Here is an 18,588-nt window from a genome sequence, read left to right as displayed (position 1 = left end):
CAATCAGGGTTTCAGTGCGGCGGCGATTTGCTTGGCAGCGGTGCCATCGCCGTACGGGTTGTGGGCACGGCTCATGGCCTGCCACGCACTGTCGTCAGTCAGCAGTTCATGGGCGGCGCGGTAAATGGTGTCGGCTTCAGTGCCCACTAGCTTGACGGTGCCGGCGCTAATGGCGTCGGGGCGTTCGGTGGTATCACGCATGACCAACACGGGCTTGCCCAGTGACGGTGCTTCTTCCTGGATGCCGCCGGAGTCGGTGAGAATCAATTTGGCGTTCATCATCAGCCAGACGAACGGCAGGTAATCCTGCGGGCTGATCAGGTGCACGTTGTTGAGGCCGCTGAGCAAGCGCTTTACCGGTTCTTGCACATTGGGGTTCAGGTGCACCGGATAGACGAATTCGTGATCTGGATGGGTAGTGGCTAACTTGGCGACGGCTTGGCAGATGCGTTCAAAGCCGCCGCCGAAGCTTTCGCGGCGGTGCCCCGTAACCAGTACCATCGGGCGCTCGGTGCCGTAGGGCAGCTCGCTTGCCAAACGGCCGCGCAGTTCCGCATCGCCGTCGATGCGCTCCTTCACCCACAGCAGGGCATCAATCACGGTGTTGCCGGTGACCACCACTGTGGCGGGGTCGACGCCTTCGCGCAGCAGGGCGTCTTGTGCAGTAGCTGTTGGCGCGAAATGCACTTGGGTCAGCACACCGGTCAAACGTCGGTTGGCTTCTTCCGGCCAAGGCGATTGTAGGTTGCCGGAGCGCAGCCCCGCTTCCACGTGGCCGATGGCGATTTTCTCGTAGAAGGCGGCCAGGGAGGCCACGAAGGTGGTGCTGGTGTCGCCGTGCACCAAGATCATGTCCGGCTTTTCCTTGCGGAATACATCACGCAGGCCGAGCAGAATGCGGGTGGTGATGTCGTAGAGGTCCTGCCCCGGCGCCATGATGTTGAGGTCGTAATCCGGTTGGATATCGAACAGCTTGAGCACCTGATCGAGCATCTCGCGGTGCTGGGCAGTTACGCAGACGCGTGACTCAATGCCTTCCTGCGCTTCCAGCGCTTTTACCACCGGGGCCATCTTGATGGCTTCCGGGCGGGTACCAAACACACACATCACTTTCTTCAACTGCGTCATGGCGACTGACTTCCCTCTATTTCAAAAAGCTACGCTGCTGTTTCAGCAGGCGGTACGGCTGCATGGCAGCCCTCTAGGCACGCTACCGCCCCAGGATTTGCCGTTACTTTCCTGAAAACGGGGCCTCTGCGGGCCAAAACTGTTCATTGAACAGACGCTCAGTCCGGCGCGCTGCCCTCTCCCACTTCCTTGCGCAGTCGCGCAATTTCTTCCACCAGTGCTTCGTACTCCGCTTCCTTACGCTTAAGGAAGTTCACAGCCAAACGCGCCCGTGCGCTGATTCCCTTAGGCGTCAGCACATAAAGGTAGGCGGTTTTATTGTCGCTGCGGCGGAAGTTCTCGGCCTTCAACCAGCCCTTGTCGAGCAGCGCACGCAGGCAATAGTTGGCCTTGCCCAAGGACACGCCGAGGGCCTGCGCCAGCTCGCGCTGGGTCAGTTCAGGGTTCTGCTGAAGCAGGGAAAGAATGCGGTAGGAGGCTTCGTCCACCATCCTGGTGCCGGGTCCGTTCAACGAGTGAACGGCGAGTATGAGCAGACGAAATGACGGTTACAAGACAGCCGCGGCGAAATCAGACGTCGAAATGAAGCGTTTCGTAAAATGCACGTTTGGTCACAAAGATTGTGCCAAAAGCGTCGCCCTCGTGTTGCGCAATGTTAAGAAAACCACGCGCGCTTCGGTTGCAGTCAGGATTAGAAAACGGGGTCATCGATCTTTGCTGAGGCTGTCCAGTGGCACACCGACGCGCTGCAACGTTTCCATGCAACGCAACAGAATGATGGCCCGCTGCTGGCCATCGTAGCAGTCGAACACGGCCTCCATTCCAGCAAAGGCGCCCGTGGTCAGCAGCACCTTGTCGCCGGCTTTCAGGATGGGCTCCGCAGCGTCGCCCCGCTGCAGCAGCAGTCGTAAGCGCAACGCTTCCACCCATCCATCCGGCAGTGCCAACGGCGCCGCAGTGCCAAAGCCGACTAATCGCAACACCCCGCGCGTGGAGCGAATCGGCGCCCAGCTCTGTCCCACGTGTTCAAGCTCGATGAACAGGTAACCGGGGAACAACGGACTGGCCTCCACCACGTGCTGCGTGCCTTGCAGCCGCTCCTGGCGTATTTCCGGCAGATAGCAGCTGTAGTTTTGCTGCTGCAGATGCAACAAAGCCCGACGTTCTTGCCGGGCCTTGGTTTGCAGTAAATACCACGCCATCCGGAAGCCTTACTTGTACTCGTACGCGTAGTAGTAATAGGCGTTACTGGCGGTGCGTTCCACTGCGTTGAAGATACAACCTTTGATCTCTACACCGTTGTGCTCAAAGCGCAGGATGGCCTGTTCTACTTCTTTGACGCTGCTGCGGCCGTAACGGGCTACCAGCAGTGAGGTGCCAACAGACTGACCAATAATGGCCGCATCGGTCACCGCCATGATTGGCGGGGTATCGACCAATACCAGATCAAACTGTTTAGACAGCTCGTCAATCAACGCTTTAAAGCGGCTATGCATCAACAATTCGGCCGGGTTCGGCGGCACTTCACCACGCGGAATGAATGAAAGCCCTTCGGTGTTGGTGCTCTGAATCACTTGGGAGAGCTCAGCTCGGCCGGACAGCAGCGCGGACAGGCCGGTATTGCTCTTCTCATTGGCGAAGTAGCGGTGCAGCAGACCTTTGCGCATGTCGGCATCGACCAGCACCACAGACTGACCCGCCTGCGCCAGCACTGCAGCGAAGTTGGCAGCCACGAACGACTTACCCACACCCGGGCTGGGGCCGCTGATCATCAGCACATTGTTATTGGCTTCGAGCATGGCGAAATGCAGCGAGGTGCGCAGGCTGCGCAGCGCTTCGATCGCCAAATCACCGGGACTGGAATCGGCCAGCAAGGTGCCACTGCCAGAGGTTTCGCCGCGGCGGCGACGCACTTTGTTCCAAATACGTTCATTGCGCTGTTGGTCTTCCGACAGCGGCAGCGTGGCGTAAACGGAAATGCCTTCCTGCTCCAGCTGGTCCGGATTTTCCAGGCCGCGGTTGAACAGGGCTTTGACAAACACGTAGCCCAAGCCGGCCATCAAACCGAGCAGCGTCGTCAACGCCACAATCAGCGGCTTTTGCGGCTTCACCGGGTCTGGCGCCACTTCGGCTTTGTCGATGATGCGCACGTTGCCCACAGTACCGGCCTTCATGATGCGCAGCTCTTGGGTGCGGTTCAGCAACTGCACATAAATCTGCTGGTTTAGCTCCACATCACGCATCAGGCGCAGGATTTCTTGCTGGGTTTCCGGCAGGCCTTTTACTTGGCGGTTGAGGCGGTCGCGTTCGTCTTCGAAGTTTTTCTTCTGCTGCATCAGCGTGCGGTAGGCCGGGTGCTCAGAGGTATAAAGACGGCTGACTTCAGACTCTTTCAAGCGCAGATCAACCAGGCTGGCTTCCAGCGATACCAGTTGATCCAGTACTGCTTTGGTTTCCAGCGACAGGTCTACTGACTCGCTTTTCAGCCGGTAGGCGTTGAGCTTTTCTTCAGCGCTGGTCAGGTCCTGCTGGATGGCCGGCACTTGTTCGTCCAAAAATTCGAGGCTCTTTTCCGCCTCGGCGGAGCGCCGCTGCACGTTTTGCAGGAAGTAATTCTGTGCCACCGCATTGAGCAAGGTTTCAACTCGCGCCGGGCGCGGATCGGTCATACTGAGCGCCAAAATGCCAGTGTTACGCCCCTTCTCTGACACAGACAATTCTGCCTGTACCATCTGGATGGCCTTGACGCGCGACAGCTTGGTCACAGTGAATTCCTGCCCGGATTGGGCGGACAATTCGCGCACCAGAATGACAACGCGGCCATCTTCCGACTCTGCTACCGCCCCGCTACGACCACTGGCCAGCAACTCCCCATCTGGGCCGAGCAAGTCGAAGCCGCCGTCGGTAACGCGCAGCGTCAAATCTTTGCCCTGCAGCCAGGCAGGTACTTGCAGCTGGTCGACCCAAAGCGTCTGCTCGGCGTCCGCCCAGCCAGAAAACAGGATGCGATTTTCGGTTGGCGCCGGTGCCGTGAAGCGACCAATGAAGGGCGTGCGACGCGGTTCCACCAGAACGTCTGCGTGCAGTTCATCTACGGCCGCGCCCAGCACCATGCGGGAGCGGATCAGTTCGATTTCTGTTTGCGCAGAGCTTTCCGAGGAAATCAGCTCAGACAGCTCGCCCAGTACCGGCAAGCCTGATTGCTTGGCTTCCACTTGCAGCAAGGCGTCGGCCCGGTAGATAGGTGTAGCCAGCAAGGCGTAGGCCACGCCCATGGCCATGGCGATCAAGGTCACCAGCGCAATCTTGAGCCAGTTGTCTTGCACCAAGGCAAACAGGCGGGTCAGGTCGATCTCATCACTGGCCGGTTCAGCGCTGCGGTTCGGCGTACGGCTGCGGGTTTGCTCAGTCATTGACGGTTCCGTTTTCAAAGACGCTGGGTCCAGGCCGCCACGGCCTCATCCATCAGTTGATACGCCTGCTCGTACACCTCGCGGTGCCGTTTGTAGGGGTCGGGGATTTCTTTGTTGCCGATCCAGCGGCCAAGCAGCATGGTTTTGCCACTGGCTTCCGGGGCAAGTTGGGAGACACGATCTTTCTGGCGCAATTCCATCACCAAGATCAGGTCGGCCTCGCGGCACATTTCGCGGGTGAGTTTGCGCGCTTTGTGAGGGGGGCACTCCAGACCATGGGCGCTGGCCACTTCGCGGGCCAAGGCGTCCATGTCATGGTCCACCAGCCCCACCAAACCGGCGGAGCTGGTTTGCTTTCCGGCCCGCTGTGCCAGCATGGCCGCCACCGTGGGGCTGCGGCAAATGTTGCCGTCGCACACTACAAGAATGCGTTCAAACATTAGTTATCAATATCCTTGATGCGGTCTGCTGCCAGAGCGCCGTAGTAAATCGCCTGCACCGTGGGCATCAGCTGCGCGATGACTTTGTTCCAACGCGCGACTGGCGCCGTCGTCACATAAATAATGTCACGCGGTGCCAGCACGAATTCATCGGCCAGAATCATGGCGGCGGCGTGCTTCGCATTGAGCTGGTAAAGGTCGATATGCCGCTCATCGCCTTCCACGCTGCGGCGCATCACGAAGATACCTGATGCATCAGCCATCAATTCGTTAATGCCTTTGGAATCAGACAGCGCTTCGGCAAGGGTGAGTCCATTACGCCCCATGAACAGGGATTTGGGATCACGCACTTCGCCCATGACAAACACTTTGTTGTCATCACCGCGGCCCACGTGCACTACGTCGCCGCCCCGCAGCATGATGTTATAGCGGCCGTCGCCGCGCTCGTAGACCGCTTTCAGCGACAAGGTGTAGTCGCGACCGTCACGGGTCAGGATGACCTTGCGCCAGTCGGCCTCTTCGGTAAGACCACCGGCTTGGTTAACCGCGTCCAGCAGGCGCATGGGCACGTTGGTAACCGGATAAGCCCCCGGCTGGGTCACGCTGCCCGATACATAGACACGCTGGGAGCGGAAAGCAGCAACGGAGACGTCCACTTGCGGATCTTCGATGTAGCGAGAAATGCGCTGTGTGATCAGCTCGCGGATCTCGGTTACCTTCAGCCCGGCCACCTGCAAGTTACCCACATAGGGGTAGAAGATGGTGCCGTCGTTGTGGACCCAGTTGCCCGCTTCGGAAGGGCTGCGCATGGAGCCGGCAGGAATGGTTAGCTCGGGATGATCCCAAACGGTGATGTTCAGCACATCGCCCGCCCCCACCACGTAGTCGTAATGCTCCTGCTCGGCGTTTTCCAGTACTGGCGGCAGTACCGGCTCTGCCAGCGTCACCTCCGGCGCTTTGCGGGTCGGCGATATTTCGTGCAACCGCAGCAGCTCTGGCAGCGCCACGGCTTCCGCTTCGCTTTCTGGCGCTTCACCACCAAACCAAGGATTACGGCCGGTCTGAGGAATATGGGAGCCGGGTACCAAAGTGCAGGCACCCAACGTTGCAGCCAGAGTCAGCGCAGCGGCTGCTTTGAACAGCGGCGCCAGGCCAGCACGCGCCTGCGGCGCGGCAACAGTGCGATGGTCAGTCAAAACGGAACTCCCACAACGCCATAACGGTGCCCCGCGAATAGTCATCCAGCGCAGAGCGAATTTCCTTATCAGTGTAGTAAGCCGACAGCGTCAGCCGGCCACGCAGCAGCGGCTGACGGTACTGCAGCGAATAAATATCCACATCCTGTCGGCCGATAGGGTCGAGCATCGGAATACCCGCACTGGCCGGGCGGGGCCGCTGGGTGCCATCACGATTCAACTTCGCGCGGTCGTAGCCCACCGACACTTCTTGGCCGCCGGAGAAGAAGTGGCTGACGCCCACACTCAGCACTTGAGCATCGCTTTCCCAGGTTGAAGCAATGTTACGACCGTTAAAACGGTAGCCGGTGCGGTAAATAGAGTGTTCATAGCCCACATTCGGCCGACGTTCATGGGACCAAGCGCCGGCGGTGGTGTCGGTGTACTCGACGAACAACCGCTGCTCGCCCTGCCACAGTTGGGTGCCCAAATCGATCCCGGCTAAGCCCATATAAGTAGACGGCAAGCCACCGGCTTCATCTTCCCCGGTAACTTGACCGTAGACGCCCAGCACAGTGCTCCCTACTGGGAAGCCGAAGCGTACATCGGCGCCGCCGAGCTGGTTGCCAGGATCGCCATCGGGCCCGCGTTGGCCGTTGTCGCGGCCGATCATGGCTTCCCAGAAACTTGAGAAGCCCTGCGGACGGCCGGAACCGCCCCACTGCACGGTGCGGCTCAAGCCCACTTCCATATATCGCCACGGCTTAAAGCTGAAACGCATGCCGATCAATTTGGTACGCGGCACATAGCGCTCGCGCTCCAGCTGCCCGGCAAAGGCGGTGAAATTCCACGGCCCCAGCCAGCTGGCCGGCCGCCAGCCGCTGGGCGTAGAGGCACGACGGTTGATCCAAACACCCGGCGCCGGCCGGGCGTTGTCACTAAGAATGGTGCTACTGCGCCAGCCTGGGCCCCACCAGCGATCGATGGCGCCGGCGCCCAGCACCCAGTTGCCGGCAGTGCCAGCCAGATAGGAGCCGTCGACGCGGCCACTGTCGCCGTCGCGGGGATCATTGGTCCAAGTGCCAGTCAGGCCCATGGCTAACCGACCGGAGCTCATTTCCAGGCGGACAGATGCCTCTGCTTCTTCACGCGGTGCGGCGGAGAAACCACGGAACACCGGCTCATCGCTGGCGCCGCCAAGCGTCACCGAGGCTTGAATAGTGTGGTTGCGCTGGTAATCGCGCTCGAACGCCAGATAGCGCCACGCAGCGCTGTCACGGCATTCCGGAAGGGTCGCGGCGGCATCAAGCCCCGGGGACAGGTCGGCCCACATCAGCGGCCAAGTGGATACCGGCGCGTTGAAACAGCCGCGGTCGGCCAACCACTGGACACTGTGGCGGGCGCGCAGATCATCGGGTTCCAACCATGGACGGGCCTCCGCTGCACCGATCGCGCCGGCGAGCAACAGCGGCAACAGAACAACTCGTGCTTGCAAACTTTCCACCTTCAATTGCGCGGTCTCACGTTCCGGCGAGACGCTGCCATCGGATGCCCATGCATGTGTGCCCAGCCAAAGGCCGCCGGAAACGGCGAGCGGTGACTGCGCCAGATGACGCGGAACACAGGTTTCTGTGCCGTCCGACGGCGCCGCAGACGTCCGCAGCCAACCCGACAACACCTTGCAACAAGCCTTGAACGCGGACGCACGTTAGCAGTTGCGAGGGGTTGGCAACAGTTACGGGTCCACAATGACAAAGCAATTTTGCGATCTTCCGACGGAGAGAATCCTTGCTCCGGGTGGGAAAATGCGGCGCAGAGGGTGGCGTAACTGGCGTGGTCGGTCAAGCGGTGGGATGCAGTTTACGTTTATGCCAAGGGACGGCTTACAGTTACGTAACACAGCCGTGGTGAAGGGCGCAGCGCCTGTCGCCACCGGTAACAAATCGGTGACACAGGGCGATCATTTTGCTGCCGCTACGCGACCTCTGTTGTCGCTTGATCTGGCCAGCACTGCACCCACGGGGCAGGAGAATCAAGAGGCCAGGTGGCTCAGCGCATGTTGATCGGCAGCGTCATCGCCGCATGCCAACTCCACCGGCACCTGATACATGGCATTGAGTGCCGGCAGCATGCCCTCATAGAGCGGCAGTTCTTCTTCCTTTTCAGCAGTCATCACTAGGGCCTTGCACAGGGCGCGGAATGGCTCCCGGTTGCGTTTGAACCAAAGCACGAAGGTTTTCCGCGCAGCGGCTTGGTCGGGGCTGGGTTCGGGCATGGGCTGCGGCAGTGGCGGATACACCAGCGCGAAGGGTTCGTCGCGTTGGAGTAACTGCTCGAGTTCGCTGATCCAGGTTTCAGTGGCGGCGACATCGCCGGGCATAGTGCTGAAGCGCACGATGGGGAAGCGGGACACATCCAGGACTGACATGGTGGCTCCGAGGGGGCTAGGAACGAACTGCCACTCTGTCACTGACCAGCGGTCACAGTCAATACAAATGAGAATCATGCCTATCAATGGGAATCGTCCCCTACACCCCCTGTCGGCGAGGGCGTATGCTTACTCCCCGTCGCCGGCCCTGCTGCCGGTGACGCTGCAACACCGTTAAGCCCCAACGGTTGGCTTGTGGGGCTGCCCTCCCGACCCAGGACCCTTGATGGCTGACCGCTCTCATTTGACCACCTTGCGCTTTGCCAGCGCGGTGCAGGAAGCCTGTCTGCGCGAACCCTATACTCGCGCCCGACTGTTGAAAGATCTGTTCGCCGGCATTTCCGTCGGCATCATCGCCATCCCGCTGTCGATGGCGTTGGCGGTCGCCATCGGCGTACCGCCCCAGTACGGCCTCTACACCGGTATGGTCGCGGGGCTGATCATCGCCCTCACCGGCGGCTCGCGCTTTTCTGTTTCCGGCCCCACCGCCGCCTTCGTGGTGGTGCTGCAGCCGGTGGTACAGCAATTTGGCCTCGGCGGGCTGCTGATCGCCACGTTAATGGCCGGGGTGATCATGCTGGCGATGGCCGGCGCCCGACTTGGCCGCTTCATTGAGTACATTCCAGCTCCGGTCACGCTCGGCTTCACCGCCGGCATCGCCATTGTCATTGCCACCCTGCAAGTCAAGGACTTCCTTGGTCTCAGTAGCAGCGCGCTGCCGGAGCACTACGTGGAGCGGGTGGTGATGTTGGCGCAGGCGCTGCCGAGCTGGCACTGGCCTACCCTGGTTACCGGCCTTGGCACGCTGGCGGTGCTGATACTGTGGCCGCGCCTGCGCATCCCGTTGCCGGGTCACCTGCCGGCGGTGCTGGTGGGGGTCGGGCTGTCGTTGCTGCTGGGCCACTACGGCCACCAGATCGACACCATCGGCACCCGTTTTAGCTTCCTATTCCCGGATGGCAGTACCGGCCAAGGCATCCCGCCGTTCTTCCCGGAGTTCAAACTGCCCTGGACCTGGGACAGCCCCACCACGGCACTGACGGAGCTGGCCACCTGGCAGGCGCTGCTGCCGGCGGCGTTCACCATTGCCATGCTCGGCGCTATTGAATCGCTGCTGTGCGCGGTGGTGCTGGACGGCATGAGCGGCCGGCGCCACAACGCCAACGGCGAGCTGCTCGGCCAAGGGCTCGGCAACCTAGCAGCGCCATTCTTCGGTGGCTTTGCGGCAACGGCAGCACTGGCCCGTTCCGCCGCCAACTTCCGCTCCGGCGCCACTTCGCCGCTGGCGGCGGTATTCCACTCGCTGGTCCTGGTGGCCGCAGTGCTGGTGCTGGCGCGCTGGCTCAGTTACCTGCCGATGGCGTCGATGGCCGCGCTGCTGCTGATGGTGGCGTGGAACATGAGTGAGGCGCCAAAGGTGAAACGGCTGCTGCAACGGGCGCCGCGCCAGGATGTGATGATTCTGCTGGTCTGCCTCGGCCTGACGGTGTTCTTCGACATGGTGATCGCGATCGCCGTCGGCATCGTGCTGGCGTCGCTGCTGTTCATGCAAAACATCGCGTCGATGACCCGCATTACCCCGATCACCGCCCAGCACCTGTCGCTGGCCGGCCAGCCGGTGCCGCCCAATTGGCAGGTGGTGAAGATCATCGGCCCGCTGTTCTTTGCCGCGGCCGAACGGGTGTTCGACGAGCTATTGGAGCAGTGCCACGAGCAGGAAGGCATGATTCTCTACATGAGTGCGGTGCCAATCCTTGATGCTGGCGGGCTCAGCGCCTTCCTGCGTTTCGTCGAGCACGCCAATGCCCGCGGCAGCCAGATCATGGTCACCAACCTGCAGTTCCAACCGCTGAAAACCCTGGCGCGGGCTGAAGTGCAGCCGATTGCCGGGCAGCTGACCTTCGCATCCACGCTGGGCGACGCGCTAACGGAACTGAATCCACCCGCAGCCTGATCGTCCGCGGTGCCCGTTTGGTGCGGGCACCGCCCGTTCGCTGCTCACAGGATGTTTGCCGATGACGGCCCCCCACGCCACCACACCGACCCTGTCGCCTGCTGTCCTGCTACTGATGGCGGTGGCCTGCGGCTTGTGTGCCGGCGCCAACTATTTCAACCAACCGTTGCTGCATTCCATCGCCATCGGGCTGGGGATCAGCGATGCCGATGCCAGCCTCACCGTGACCTTGGCGCAACTGGCCTACGGCGCCGGCCTGCTGCTGTTTGTGCCGCTCGGCGACCTGTTGGAGCGCCGGCGGTTGGTGGTGTCGCTGATGGTGCTGGCCAGTGCCGGCCTGATCCTCAGTGCCAGCGCCCAGTCGCTGCCTCAGTTGACTGGGGGCATCATCATGACCGGGCTGTTCTCGGTGGCCGCACAGGTGTTGGTGCCGATGGCCGCCACGCTGGTACCGCCGGCACAGAGCGGCCGTGCCGTGGGACTGCTGATGAGCGGCTTGTTGGTGGGCATTTTGATTTCCCGCACCGTGGCCGGCGTGCTGTCGGAAGTGGGTGGCTGGACCACGGTGTACTGGGTCGGCGGCGCCACGTTGCTGCTGTGCGCGCTAGTGCTGGCGCGCGTGCTGCCCGCGTCGCGCAACCAGCACGCCGAAGGCGGCTATTTGCACCAATTGCGCTCCCTCGGACGGTTGCTGTACCTGCAACCGCGCCTGCGTACGCGCGGGCTAATGGGCGGCCTGATGTTTGGCTCGCTAAGCGTGCTGTTTTCCACCATGGCGCTGATGCTGGCCGGCGATCCGCATCGTATGGACGACGCCACCATTGGTCTGATCGGCCTGGCCGGGGTGGCTGGCGCATTGATGGCCAGCGCCGCCGGGCGACTGGCGGACCGAGGCTGGGGCCGACACACCACCTGGGCGGCGGTGTTGATCGGCATCGCCAGCTGGGCGCTGCTGGCGTGGGGCGGGCAGAGTCTGATCGGCTTCTTGGTCGGCCTGCTGATGATCGATCTGGCGCTGCAAGGTGTGCACATTAACAACCAGATGGTGATTTACGCGCTACAACCGGACGCCCGCGCACGCCTGAATGCCTGCTATATGACGCTCTATTTTGCCGGTGCGGCCGCCGGCTCGGCGCTGGGTGCTGCGGCTTGGCAATACGGTGGTTGGCATGCGGCCTGCGGGGTCGGAGTGGTGTTAGCCGCGGCGTCGATGCTGGCGCTGCTGCGTGATGAAGTGTGGGCACGGCGAGCGCTCCAGCCAGCAGGCTGACCGCCTACGGTGGGCGACGGGTGTGATGCATCGGTATCACGCTGGCCTCACTGCGTCGCCACGCCTCGCGGAGCTGAACACCACGCGGAGCGCTTCGCGCGAGCGGTGGTAAGTGCCCGTGGCGTCCCGCCCTGTATGGCGAATCCTACGCGCTCGCCGGGCTCCCGCATGCTGCCAGCACGGCCCTCCAGGATTTCAAATCAACGGCGTTACGGCATAGCGGCCGAGAGCAACCGCTGCAGCGATCGGCGCGCCGCTTCACCCGGGCCGGTCGGATGGCTGCCGGGGCCAAGTCCAACCCCATTACCGCCGCTCCTCCTGTGAACACGAGCCCCCAATGGCGCCGTACCGCGACGCGGGTGTAGTGCTCTCCAGTACTGCCAACGGCCTGAGGTCCGACGCCGGCGCTCGACTCGGCCGCTTCAATGCTCCCCAGAGACCATCGCTCCCCCGCCCTCACCCACCGTTTCCCGCTTTAATCGATGCACCGCAACACTCGGCCCGTGGCCCGCTTTGGTCCAGCGGTCATGCCCGTAGCAGGTTGGATCACTGCTCTACCAATCGGCGCCTTGCCGCTGCCGTTCGCGGCGAAGGGCGGGCAATCACGCCTTTATTCATCGAACCGACCATAAGCCACCCGCTAATCGGTTTTGCAGATAAGCAACATCCGCACAAACCGTTATATGCATAGTTCTTCCAGCGATAGATTGGCCACGTCTTCCCGCTTTCACAGGCCACTTGTCATGCTGCTACAACTCCCCACTCCACTGCGTCTACGCCCGGCAATTCACCTGCTGCCCGGTTTGCTGCTGGCCGGTCTGCTGGCAGCTGCAGCCACTTGGTCGGCGCAGTGGAGCCTGCCGGGCACGTTGGGATTGAGCACACTGACGCTGGCCATCTTGCTCGGCATGGTGGTGGGCAACCTGGCCCCGGCCGCAGTGTTGGCGCCCAGTGCTGCGGGCATTCAGTTGGCCAAGCAGCAACTGCTGCGCTTGGGCATCGTGTTGTACGGGGTGCGTTTGAGCCTCACTGATGTGGCGCAGGTGGGCTGGGCCGCCGTCGCGCTGGATGCGCTGGTGCTGACCTCGACCTTCTTGGTGGCGTGCCTGCTGGGCATGAAGTTGCTCCGCTTACCGATGCGCGACGCCATGCTGATCGGCGCCGGCAGCGCCATCTGCGGTGCCGCTGCGGTGCTGGCCACCGCGCCGGTGACCCGCTCACGAGCCGACCAGGTGGCGGTGGCCGTGGCGACCGTGGTGGTGTTCGGCACGCTGGCGACCTTCCTGTATCCGTGGCTGTACGGTGCCGCGCTGCATCTTGAGTGGCTTGCGCAACCGCGGTTATTCGGCATTTTCACCGGCGCCACCGTGCATGAAGTGGCGCAGGTGGTGGCAGTCGGCCAAGCCGTGGACCCGGCGGCGGCCGATGCGGCGGTGGTGACCAAGATGGTGCGGGTGATGCTGCTGGCGCCGTTTCTGCTGACGCTGTCTTGGTGGCTCGGCCGCCAGCACACGGCCGTTGAGGAGGGTCCGCGCCGCCTGCATATCCCGTGGTTTGCCGTGGGCTTCATCGCTGTCACGGGCGTGAACACCCTGTGGCCGTTGGCGGAACCGCTGCGCGCTGCATTGGTACAGCTGGATGACGCGCTGCTGGCGGCAGCCATGGCCGCCCTTGGCCTTGGCACCCGCATCGGCGCGGTCCGTGAGGCCGGGTTGCGGCCACTGCTGCTGGCGGCGTTGCTGTTCGGCTGGCTACTGCTGGTGGGCTTAGCCGGGTTGTATTGGCTGCCGTTCGGCAGCGCCTAAGCGAGCCTCCGCGTGCACTCGTCGAGCCTCCCGACGGCGGTGACGGCGGTTAGCGTAGACAGCTAATAACCGAGCGGACGGCCACCTCCTCGGGCAACTCTATGATCGTTTCGGGCGGTGGTAGACGAGAGCAAGGGCCTTGCGCCGACTAAATGGACAGCGCAATGCCGGATGCCGGATGCCGGATGCCGGGTGCCAGGTGCCATGCACCAGGTCAGTGGGATAGCGGGTGAGCGGGTGAGCGGGTGGGCGGGTGGGCGGGTGGGCGGGTGGGCGGGTGGGCGGGTGGGCGGGTCAGCTTGGAGACTAGTCGGTTAGTCAGCTAGTCCGAGGGTTGGTGGGTCCGTGGATCTCTGGGTCGGTGGGCCGGTGGGTCAGCGAGTCCGCGGGTCCGCGGGTCCGCGAGTCCGCGAGTCCGCGGGTCAGTGGGTCAGTGGGTCAGTGGGTCAGTGGGTCAGTGGATCAGTGGATCAGTGGATCAGTGGATCAGTGGATCAGTTTGAAGGCTAGTCGGTTAGTCAGCTAGTCCGGGGGGTAGCGGGTCAGCAGGTCAGCGAGTCGGCGGGGCGGCTTGATATCTAGCTGGCTAGTCAGGGACGACGGGGAAAATAACAGGCAACCGCCCTGCCTCGCGCATCGCCCCGTCAGTGCCGGTGACCTTGTTTTCTCCCGTCAGCGACGAGGCAGCCCTTGTGCGCCAACCCGCTTCACACTGCCCCTTGAACTCCTACCGCACGCTAGCAGATTGCGATTGGCGGTGGGGTCGCGGCCTTGCCGATGGTAGTATGCGCGGCTTTACCGGCGTGCCGGCACGGCGCGCCCTGGCCAGAGGAGACCACCCCATGACAGCGCGCATCCGCATCGGCATCGCCGGCTACGGCAATCTGGGACGCGGCGTCGAAGCCGCCATCACCCACTCCCCCGACCTGGAGTTGGTTGCCGTGTTCAGCCGCCGCGATCCGGCATCGGTCACCCTACTCAATGCCGAGGTGCCTGTGCTGCCACTGGCTCAGGTAGCGGACTACACCGACGCCATCGACGTGATGATTCTGTGCGGCGGCTCCAAAAGCGATCTGCCGGAACAGGGTCCGCAGCTGGCGGCACTGTTCAACACCGTCGACAGCTTCGATACCCACGCCCGCATCCCCGAGTACTTCGACACCCTTGACGCCCCCGCCCGCGCCGCTGGCAAAGTGGCAATGCTGTCCGGCGGCTGGGATCCGGGCCTGTTCTCGCTCAACCGTCTGTTCGGCGAAGCGATTTTGCCACGCGGCGAAACCTACACCTTCTGGGGCAAGGGCCTCAGCCAAGGCCACTCCGACGCAGTACGGCGGGTGCCGGGCGTGAAAGCCGGTGTGCAATACACGCTGCCCGCGCAGGACGCGATCGAACGGGTCCGCCGCGGCGAGCAGCCGCAGCTGAGCACCCGTGAGAAGCACCAGCGCGAATGCTATGTGGTACTGGAAGACGGCGCCGACGCCGATCAGGTGCGCAACGCCATCGTCACCATGCCGGACTACTTTGCCGACTACGACACCACCGTCCACATCATCGACGACGCCACCTTGGCCGCCGAGCACAGCAAAATGCCTCACGGCGGTTTCGTGATCCGCAGCGGCCTGAGCGGCGAAAGTACCCGTCAAATCATGGAGTTTTCGTTGGCGCTGGACAGCAACCCGGAGTTCACCTCCAGCGTGCTGGTGGCGTATGCGCGGGCGGTATACCGCTTGCAGCAGTCCGGACAATGCGGCGCCTACACCGTGTTCGATATTGCGCCGGGGCTGTTGTCTCCGAAATCTGCCGCACAGCTGCGCAAGGAACTGCTCTGACTGCAAGCGCGCCAGCGCCCAAGAGAAACGGCCCCGCATGGGGCCGTTTTTGTTTCCGCCAGCGGACTGAGCCCGCTTCCCAACGCAGACGACGCTGGGTTCAACAGGTCTGTGCCGGTAGGCGCAACTGTTGCCGTACACGGCGTACCAGCGCCTGCAAGCGGCTGTTAATACGACGTAGGCGCAGGTTCTCTGCCTCAAGCGCCTGCAATTGCTGACGCAACTGATCACAGGACTCCGGTGCCGGCGCCGGTAAACCGCCGTACTGCTCCAACCAGCGACGCACCGCCGGCGGATAGAGGCCGTGCTGCTCGCACACCAGCTCTAACGGCTGCCCGTCGTTGATGATCCAGGACACCACCTGCAGCTTGAAATGGACATTGAGGATGCGCTCGTCAGTAGACATGGGTGTCCTCCCGGAAGCGACCGGCATTAACGAGGTCCCAGCCCATGGCTGATTTCAGCGGATTCAATCGCATGACGTGTTTACCCCTGCGCACTCAGTGCGCTCGTTCTTCATCAACCCGAATACAAAAACCTAAAAGTGGAGAAGCAGCCCGCCTCTGCCGTGCGGTAGGTCGGCTATTCTCATCAGCGACTTGATGCAGGTCAACACCTTCAAAATCAGCAGGTTACAATCAGTTCACTATTCATCTTCGCCGTTCCAGAAAAGTGACAAACCCCGTCACTCCAACAACAAAAAATCAAAACGAAAGGTCGTTCCAGCAAAGAAAAACCAATTACCACACCATTGGCCACTGTCATCCAACGTGTTGGCACCGGTATATTTTCTAATTTATTACATTTAGAAGATGAGTAAAAACACGGCCGCATTTCACACAGCCCCCACCCATTTACTTACGCGGCGGCCTAGTACCCATTATCGGAAACAGCAGAGCGCCACCTGACGCCCACAAAAAAGCCCGCCGAAGCGGGCTTTTCCGATAGCCGGACGACTCAGCGGAAGGTCTCGCCTTTGTCCGCCATGTCACGCAGCAGCTGCGGCACTGCAAAACGGGCGCCGTAGGTGGCAGCCAGTTCCTCAGCGCGGGCAATGAAGCCCTTCAGACCGCCTTGGTACTGGTTGATGTACTGCAGCACACCACCGCTCCAAGCCGGGAAGCCAATGCCGAAGATGGAACCGATGTTGGCATCGCCCACCGAGGTCAGCACGCCCTCCTCCACACATTTGGCGGTTTCCAACGCTTCAGCAAACAGCATGCGCTCCTGCATGTCGCGCAGCGGGATCTCCTGCTGGCCACCAAAGGCATCGTACAAGCCCTGCCAAATGCGCGGCTTGCCGCCCTCCGGGTAGTCGTAGAAACCGGCGCCATCGAGTTTCCCCGGACGCTGGAATTCGTTGACCATGCGCTCCATTACCGCCAGCGCCGGGTGCTGCACGGGCTCTTGGCCCGCCGCTTTGGCCGCGGCTTGGTATTCACCGGCGATCTTGAGCGACAGCTTCATGTTGATTTCATCCATCAGCTTCAGCGCGCCCACCGGGTAACCGGCTTGGGTGGCGGCCTGCTCGATGGAAATCGGGCTGATGCCCTCGCCCACCATGGCGATGGCTTCGTTGATGAAGGTGCCGATCACACGGCTGGTGAAGAAGCCGCGTGAATCGTTAACCACGATCGGCGTTTTCTTGATCTGCAGCGTGTAGTCGAACACCTTAGCGAGCACTTCATCGCTGGTGTTCTTGCCACGGATGATTTCCACCAGCGGCATTTTGTCCACCGGGCTGAAGAAGTGGATGCCGATAAAGTTGGCCTGGTCGCGCACACCTTCCGCCAAACCGGTGATCGGCAGCGTGGAGGTGTTGGACCCCAGCACCGCGCCCGGTTTCACCACGTCCTGAATTTCCTGGAACACCTTGTGTTTCAGCTCGGTGTTCTCGAACACCGCTTCGATGACAAAGTCGACGCCCGCCAGATCGTTGGCATCGGCGGTGGGGGTGATGCGCGCCAGGATTTCATCGCGCTTTTCCGCGGTCAGGCGGCCGCGGGACACGTCCTTGTCGAGCAGCTTGCGTGAGTAGTCTTTGCCGCGCTCGGCGTTCTCCAGCGAGACATCCTTGAGCAATACCTCGGCACCGGAGCGGGCGCTGACGTAGGCAATGCCCGCGCCCATCATGCCGGCGCCCAGCACCGCCATTTTCTCAACCTTGTACTTCGGCACGTCTTTGGGACGGCTGGCACCGGCGTTGATCGCCTGCAGGTTGAAGAAGAACGCGGTGATCATGTTCTTCGCCACCTGACTGGTGACCAAGGACACGAAGTAGCGGCCTTCGATCAAGGAAGCGCTGTCGAAGTCCACCTGGGCGCCTTCCACCGCCGCCGACATGATCGCCAGCGGCGCCGGGTAGTTGGCACCTTTGATTTGCTTGCGCAGGTTGGCCGGGAATGCCGGCAGGTTCATGGCAAAGGCCGGCACTTTGGGATCGCCGCCGGGGATTTTGAAGCCCTGCTTGTCCCACGGCTGCTTGGACGACGGGTTGGCCTTGATCCAGGCGCGGGCCTTTTCCAGCATTTCTTCCGGGGTGGCGGCAATGTCATCGATCAGGCCGACAGATTTGGCCTTCGCCGCCTTCATGCGCTGGCCTTGCATCAGCACGTTCATCAGCGCGTTCTGAATGCCAAGCATGCGCACCACGCGGGTCACGCCGCCGCCGCCAGGCAACAGGCCGAGGGTGACTTCCGGCAGGCCGAATTGGGCCGATGGATTGTCCAGCGCCACCCGATGGTGACAAGCCAAGGCGATTTCCATGCCACCGCCCAGAGCAGTGCCGTTCAGCGCCGCCACTACCGGCTTGCCGAGCGTCTCGATCACGCGCAGCTGGCGCTTGATCTCAGTGACGTTGGCGAGGAATTGCGGGGCGTCTTCCTGGCGCGCCTTGAGCAGGTCGCGCAGGTCACCGCCGGCAAAGAAGGTTTTCTTGGCGGAGGTGATGATGATGCCGTTGATCTGGTCTTTTTCTTGCTGCAGGCGCTCAACGGTGGCCGCCATGGAACGGCCATACAGCTCGTTCATGGTGTTGGCAGATTGGTTCGGATCATCCAGCGTCAGGGTAACGATGCCGTCCGCGTCGAGGTCCCAACGAATCGCAGTTTGTTCAGTCATGAAAAGTCTCCGGGGTCGTGGGGCGC

The 18,588-nt window shown here is 62.1% G+C and carries 14 protein-coding genes; 4 read left to right on the top strand and 10 right to left on the bottom strand.

Annotated features, from left to right (window positions below; genetic code table 11):
- Window positions 1-3: 3 nt before the first annotated feature.
- The 8 genes from wecB to AB5I84_RS05670 form a co-directional block, all read right to left on the bottom strand.
- Complete coding sequence (gene wecB / locus AB5I84_RS05705; protein ID WP_369454892.1) at window positions 4-1,128, bottom strand: non-hydrolyzing UDP-N-acetylglucosamine 2-epimerase; 1,125 nt, start codon at window positions 1,126-1,128, stop codon at window positions 4-6.
- A 158-nt stretch (window positions 1,129-1,286) separates the two neighbouring features.
- A complete protein-coding gene (locus AB5I84_RS05700) occupies window positions 1,287-1,619 on the bottom strand; it encodes a MarR family EPS-associated transcriptional regulator (protein WP_369454891.1) in 333 nt (110 codons plus the stop codon).
- A gap of 213 nt (window positions 1,620-1,832) precedes the next feature.
- Window positions 1,833-2,330 (bottom strand): transcription/translation regulatory transformer protein RfaH, encoded by a 498-nt coding sequence (gene rfaH, locus AB5I84_RS05695; protein ID WP_369454890.1) that lies wholly within the window; start codon window positions 2,328-2,330, stop codon window positions 1,833-1,835.
- A gap of 9 nt (window positions 2,331-2,339) precedes the next feature.
- Entirely contained in the window at window positions 2,340-4,541 is a 2,202-nt protein-coding gene (locus AB5I84_RS05690) for a polysaccharide biosynthesis tyrosine autokinase (RefSeq protein WP_369454889.1), read from the bottom strand.
- Between the two features lie 14 nt (window positions 4,542-4,555).
- Window positions 4,556-4,981, bottom strand: coding sequence for a low molecular weight protein-tyrosine-phosphatase (locus AB5I84_RS05685; RefSeq protein ID WP_369454888.1), 426 nt, complete (start codon window positions 4,979-4,981; stop codon window positions 4,556-4,558).
- Window positions 4,981-6,177: a polysaccharide export protein gene (locus AB5I84_RS05680; RefSeq protein ID WP_369454887.1), complete on the bottom strand. Its 1,197-nt coding sequence runs from the start codon at window positions 6,175-6,177 to the stop codon at window positions 4,981-4,983. Before AB5I84_RS05680 ends, AB5I84_RS05685 begins: the two co-directional genes overlap by 1 nt.
- On the bottom strand, window positions 6,170-7,651 hold the full coding sequence (locus AB5I84_RS05675) for a capsule assembly Wzi family protein (protein WP_369454886.1): 1,482 nt from the start codon (window positions 7,649-7,651) through the stop codon (window positions 6,170-6,172). The genes AB5I84_RS05680 and AB5I84_RS05675 overlap by 8 nt, the downstream gene beginning before the upstream one ends.
- Before the next feature lie 537 nt (window positions 7,652-8,188).
- Complete coding sequence (locus AB5I84_RS05670) at window positions 8,189-8,584, bottom strand: hypothetical protein (RefSeq protein WP_369454885.1); 396 nt, start codon at window positions 8,582-8,584, stop codon at window positions 8,189-8,191.
- A 226-nt stretch (window positions 8,585-8,810) separates the two neighbouring features.
- Here AB5I84_RS05670 and dauA point away from each other — a divergent pair, with 226 nt between their 5' ends.
- From dauA to AB5I84_RS05650, 4 genes are all read left to right on the top strand, one after another.
- Entirely contained in the window at window positions 8,811-10,538 is a 1,728-nt protein-coding gene (dauA, locus tag AB5I84_RS05665) for a C4-dicarboxylic acid transporter DauA (RefSeq protein WP_369454884.1), read from the top strand.
- Between the two features lie 61 nt (window positions 10,539-10,599).
- Complete coding sequence (locus AB5I84_RS05660) at window positions 10,600-11,808, top strand: MFS transporter (protein ID WP_369454883.1); 1,209 nt, start codon at window positions 10,600-10,602, stop codon at window positions 11,806-11,808.
- A gap of 743 nt (window positions 11,809-12,551) precedes the next feature.
- Window positions 12,552-13,613: a YeiH family protein gene (locus AB5I84_RS05655; protein ID WP_369454882.1), complete on the top strand. Its 1,062-nt coding sequence runs from the start codon at window positions 12,552-12,554 to the stop codon at window positions 13,611-13,613.
- Between the two features lie 842 nt (window positions 13,614-14,455).
- Entirely contained in the window at window positions 14,456-15,442 is a 987-nt protein-coding gene (locus tag AB5I84_RS05650; RefSeq protein ID WP_369454881.1) for a diaminopimelate dehydrogenase, read from the top strand.
- A 100-nt stretch (window positions 15,443-15,542) separates the two neighbouring features.
- On the opposite strand, the gene AB5I84_RS05645 is transcribed toward AB5I84_RS05650, so the two are convergent.
- Together AB5I84_RS05645 and AB5I84_RS05640 are read right to left on the bottom strand one after the other, a co-directional pair.
- Window positions 15,543-15,848 (bottom strand): transposase, encoded by a 306-nt coding sequence (locus AB5I84_RS05645; protein ID WP_369454880.1) that lies wholly within the window; start codon window positions 15,846-15,848, stop codon window positions 15,543-15,545.
- 551 nt (window positions 15,849-16,399) lie between these two features.
- Window positions 16,400-18,562 (bottom strand): 3-hydroxyacyl-CoA dehydrogenase NAD-binding domain-containing protein, encoded by a 2,163-nt coding sequence (locus tag AB5I84_RS05640; RefSeq protein ID WP_369454879.1) that lies wholly within the window; start codon window positions 18,560-18,562, stop codon window positions 16,400-16,402.
- Window positions 18,563-18,588 lie beyond the last annotated feature (26 nt).

It is taken from the genome of Alcanivorax sp. REN37, assembly GCF_041102775.1.
In the GTDB taxonomy this organism is placed as follows: Bacteria; Pseudomonadota; Gammaproteobacteria; order Pseudomonadales; family Alcanivoracaceae; genus Isoalcanivorax; species Isoalcanivorax beigongshangi.
Note: the sequence above shows the minus strand (reverse complement) of the source record. Positions and strands in the feature narration are given on the sequence as shown.

Excerpts from the sequence above, each read along its gene's own strand:
- wecB (WP_369454892.1), bottom strand. The coding sequence starts at position 1,128 with ATGACGCAGTTGAAGAAAGTGATGTGTGTGTTTGGTACCCGCCCGGAA.
- AB5I84_RS05700 (WP_369454891.1), bottom strand. The coding sequence starts at position 1,619 with ATGGTGGACGAAGCCTCCTACCGCATTCTTTCCCTGCTTCAGCAGAAC.
- rfaH (WP_369454890.1), bottom strand. The coding sequence starts at position 2,330 with ATGGCGTGGTATTTACTGCAAACCAAGGCCCGGCAAGAACGTCGGGCT.
- AB5I84_RS05690 (WP_369454889.1), bottom strand. The coding sequence starts at position 4,541 with ATGACTGAGCAAACCCGCAGCCGTACGCCGAACCGCAGCGCTGAACCG.
- AB5I84_RS05685 (WP_369454888.1), bottom strand. The coding sequence starts at position 4,981 with ATGTTTGAACGCATTCTTGTAGTGTGCGACGGCAACATTTGCCGCAGC.
- AB5I84_RS05670 (WP_369454885.1), bottom strand. The coding sequence starts at position 8,584 with ATGTCAGTCCTGGATGTGTCCCGCTTCCCCATCGTGCGCTTCAGCACT.
- dauA (WP_369454884.1), top strand. The coding sequence starts at position 8,811 with ATGGCTGACCGCTCTCATTTGACCACCTTGCGCTTTGCCAGCGCGGTG.
- AB5I84_RS05660 (WP_369454883.1), top strand. The coding sequence starts at position 10,600 with ATGACGGCCCCCCACGCCACCACACCGACCCTGTCGCCTGCTGTCCTG.
- AB5I84_RS05655 (WP_369454882.1), top strand. The coding sequence starts at position 12,552 with ATGCTGCTACAACTCCCCACTCCACTGCGTCTACGCCCGGCAATTCAC.
- AB5I84_RS05650 (WP_369454881.1), top strand. The coding sequence starts at position 14,456 with ATGACAGCGCGCATCCGCATCGGCATCGCCGGCTACGGCAATCTGGGA.
- AB5I84_RS05645 (WP_369454880.1), bottom strand. The coding sequence starts at position 15,848 with ATGTCTACTGACGAGCGCATCCTCAATGTCCATTTCAAGCTGCAGGTG.
- AB5I84_RS05640 (WP_369454879.1), bottom strand. The coding sequence starts at position 18,562 with ATGACTGAACAAACTGCGATTCGTTGGGACCTCGACGCGGACGGCATC.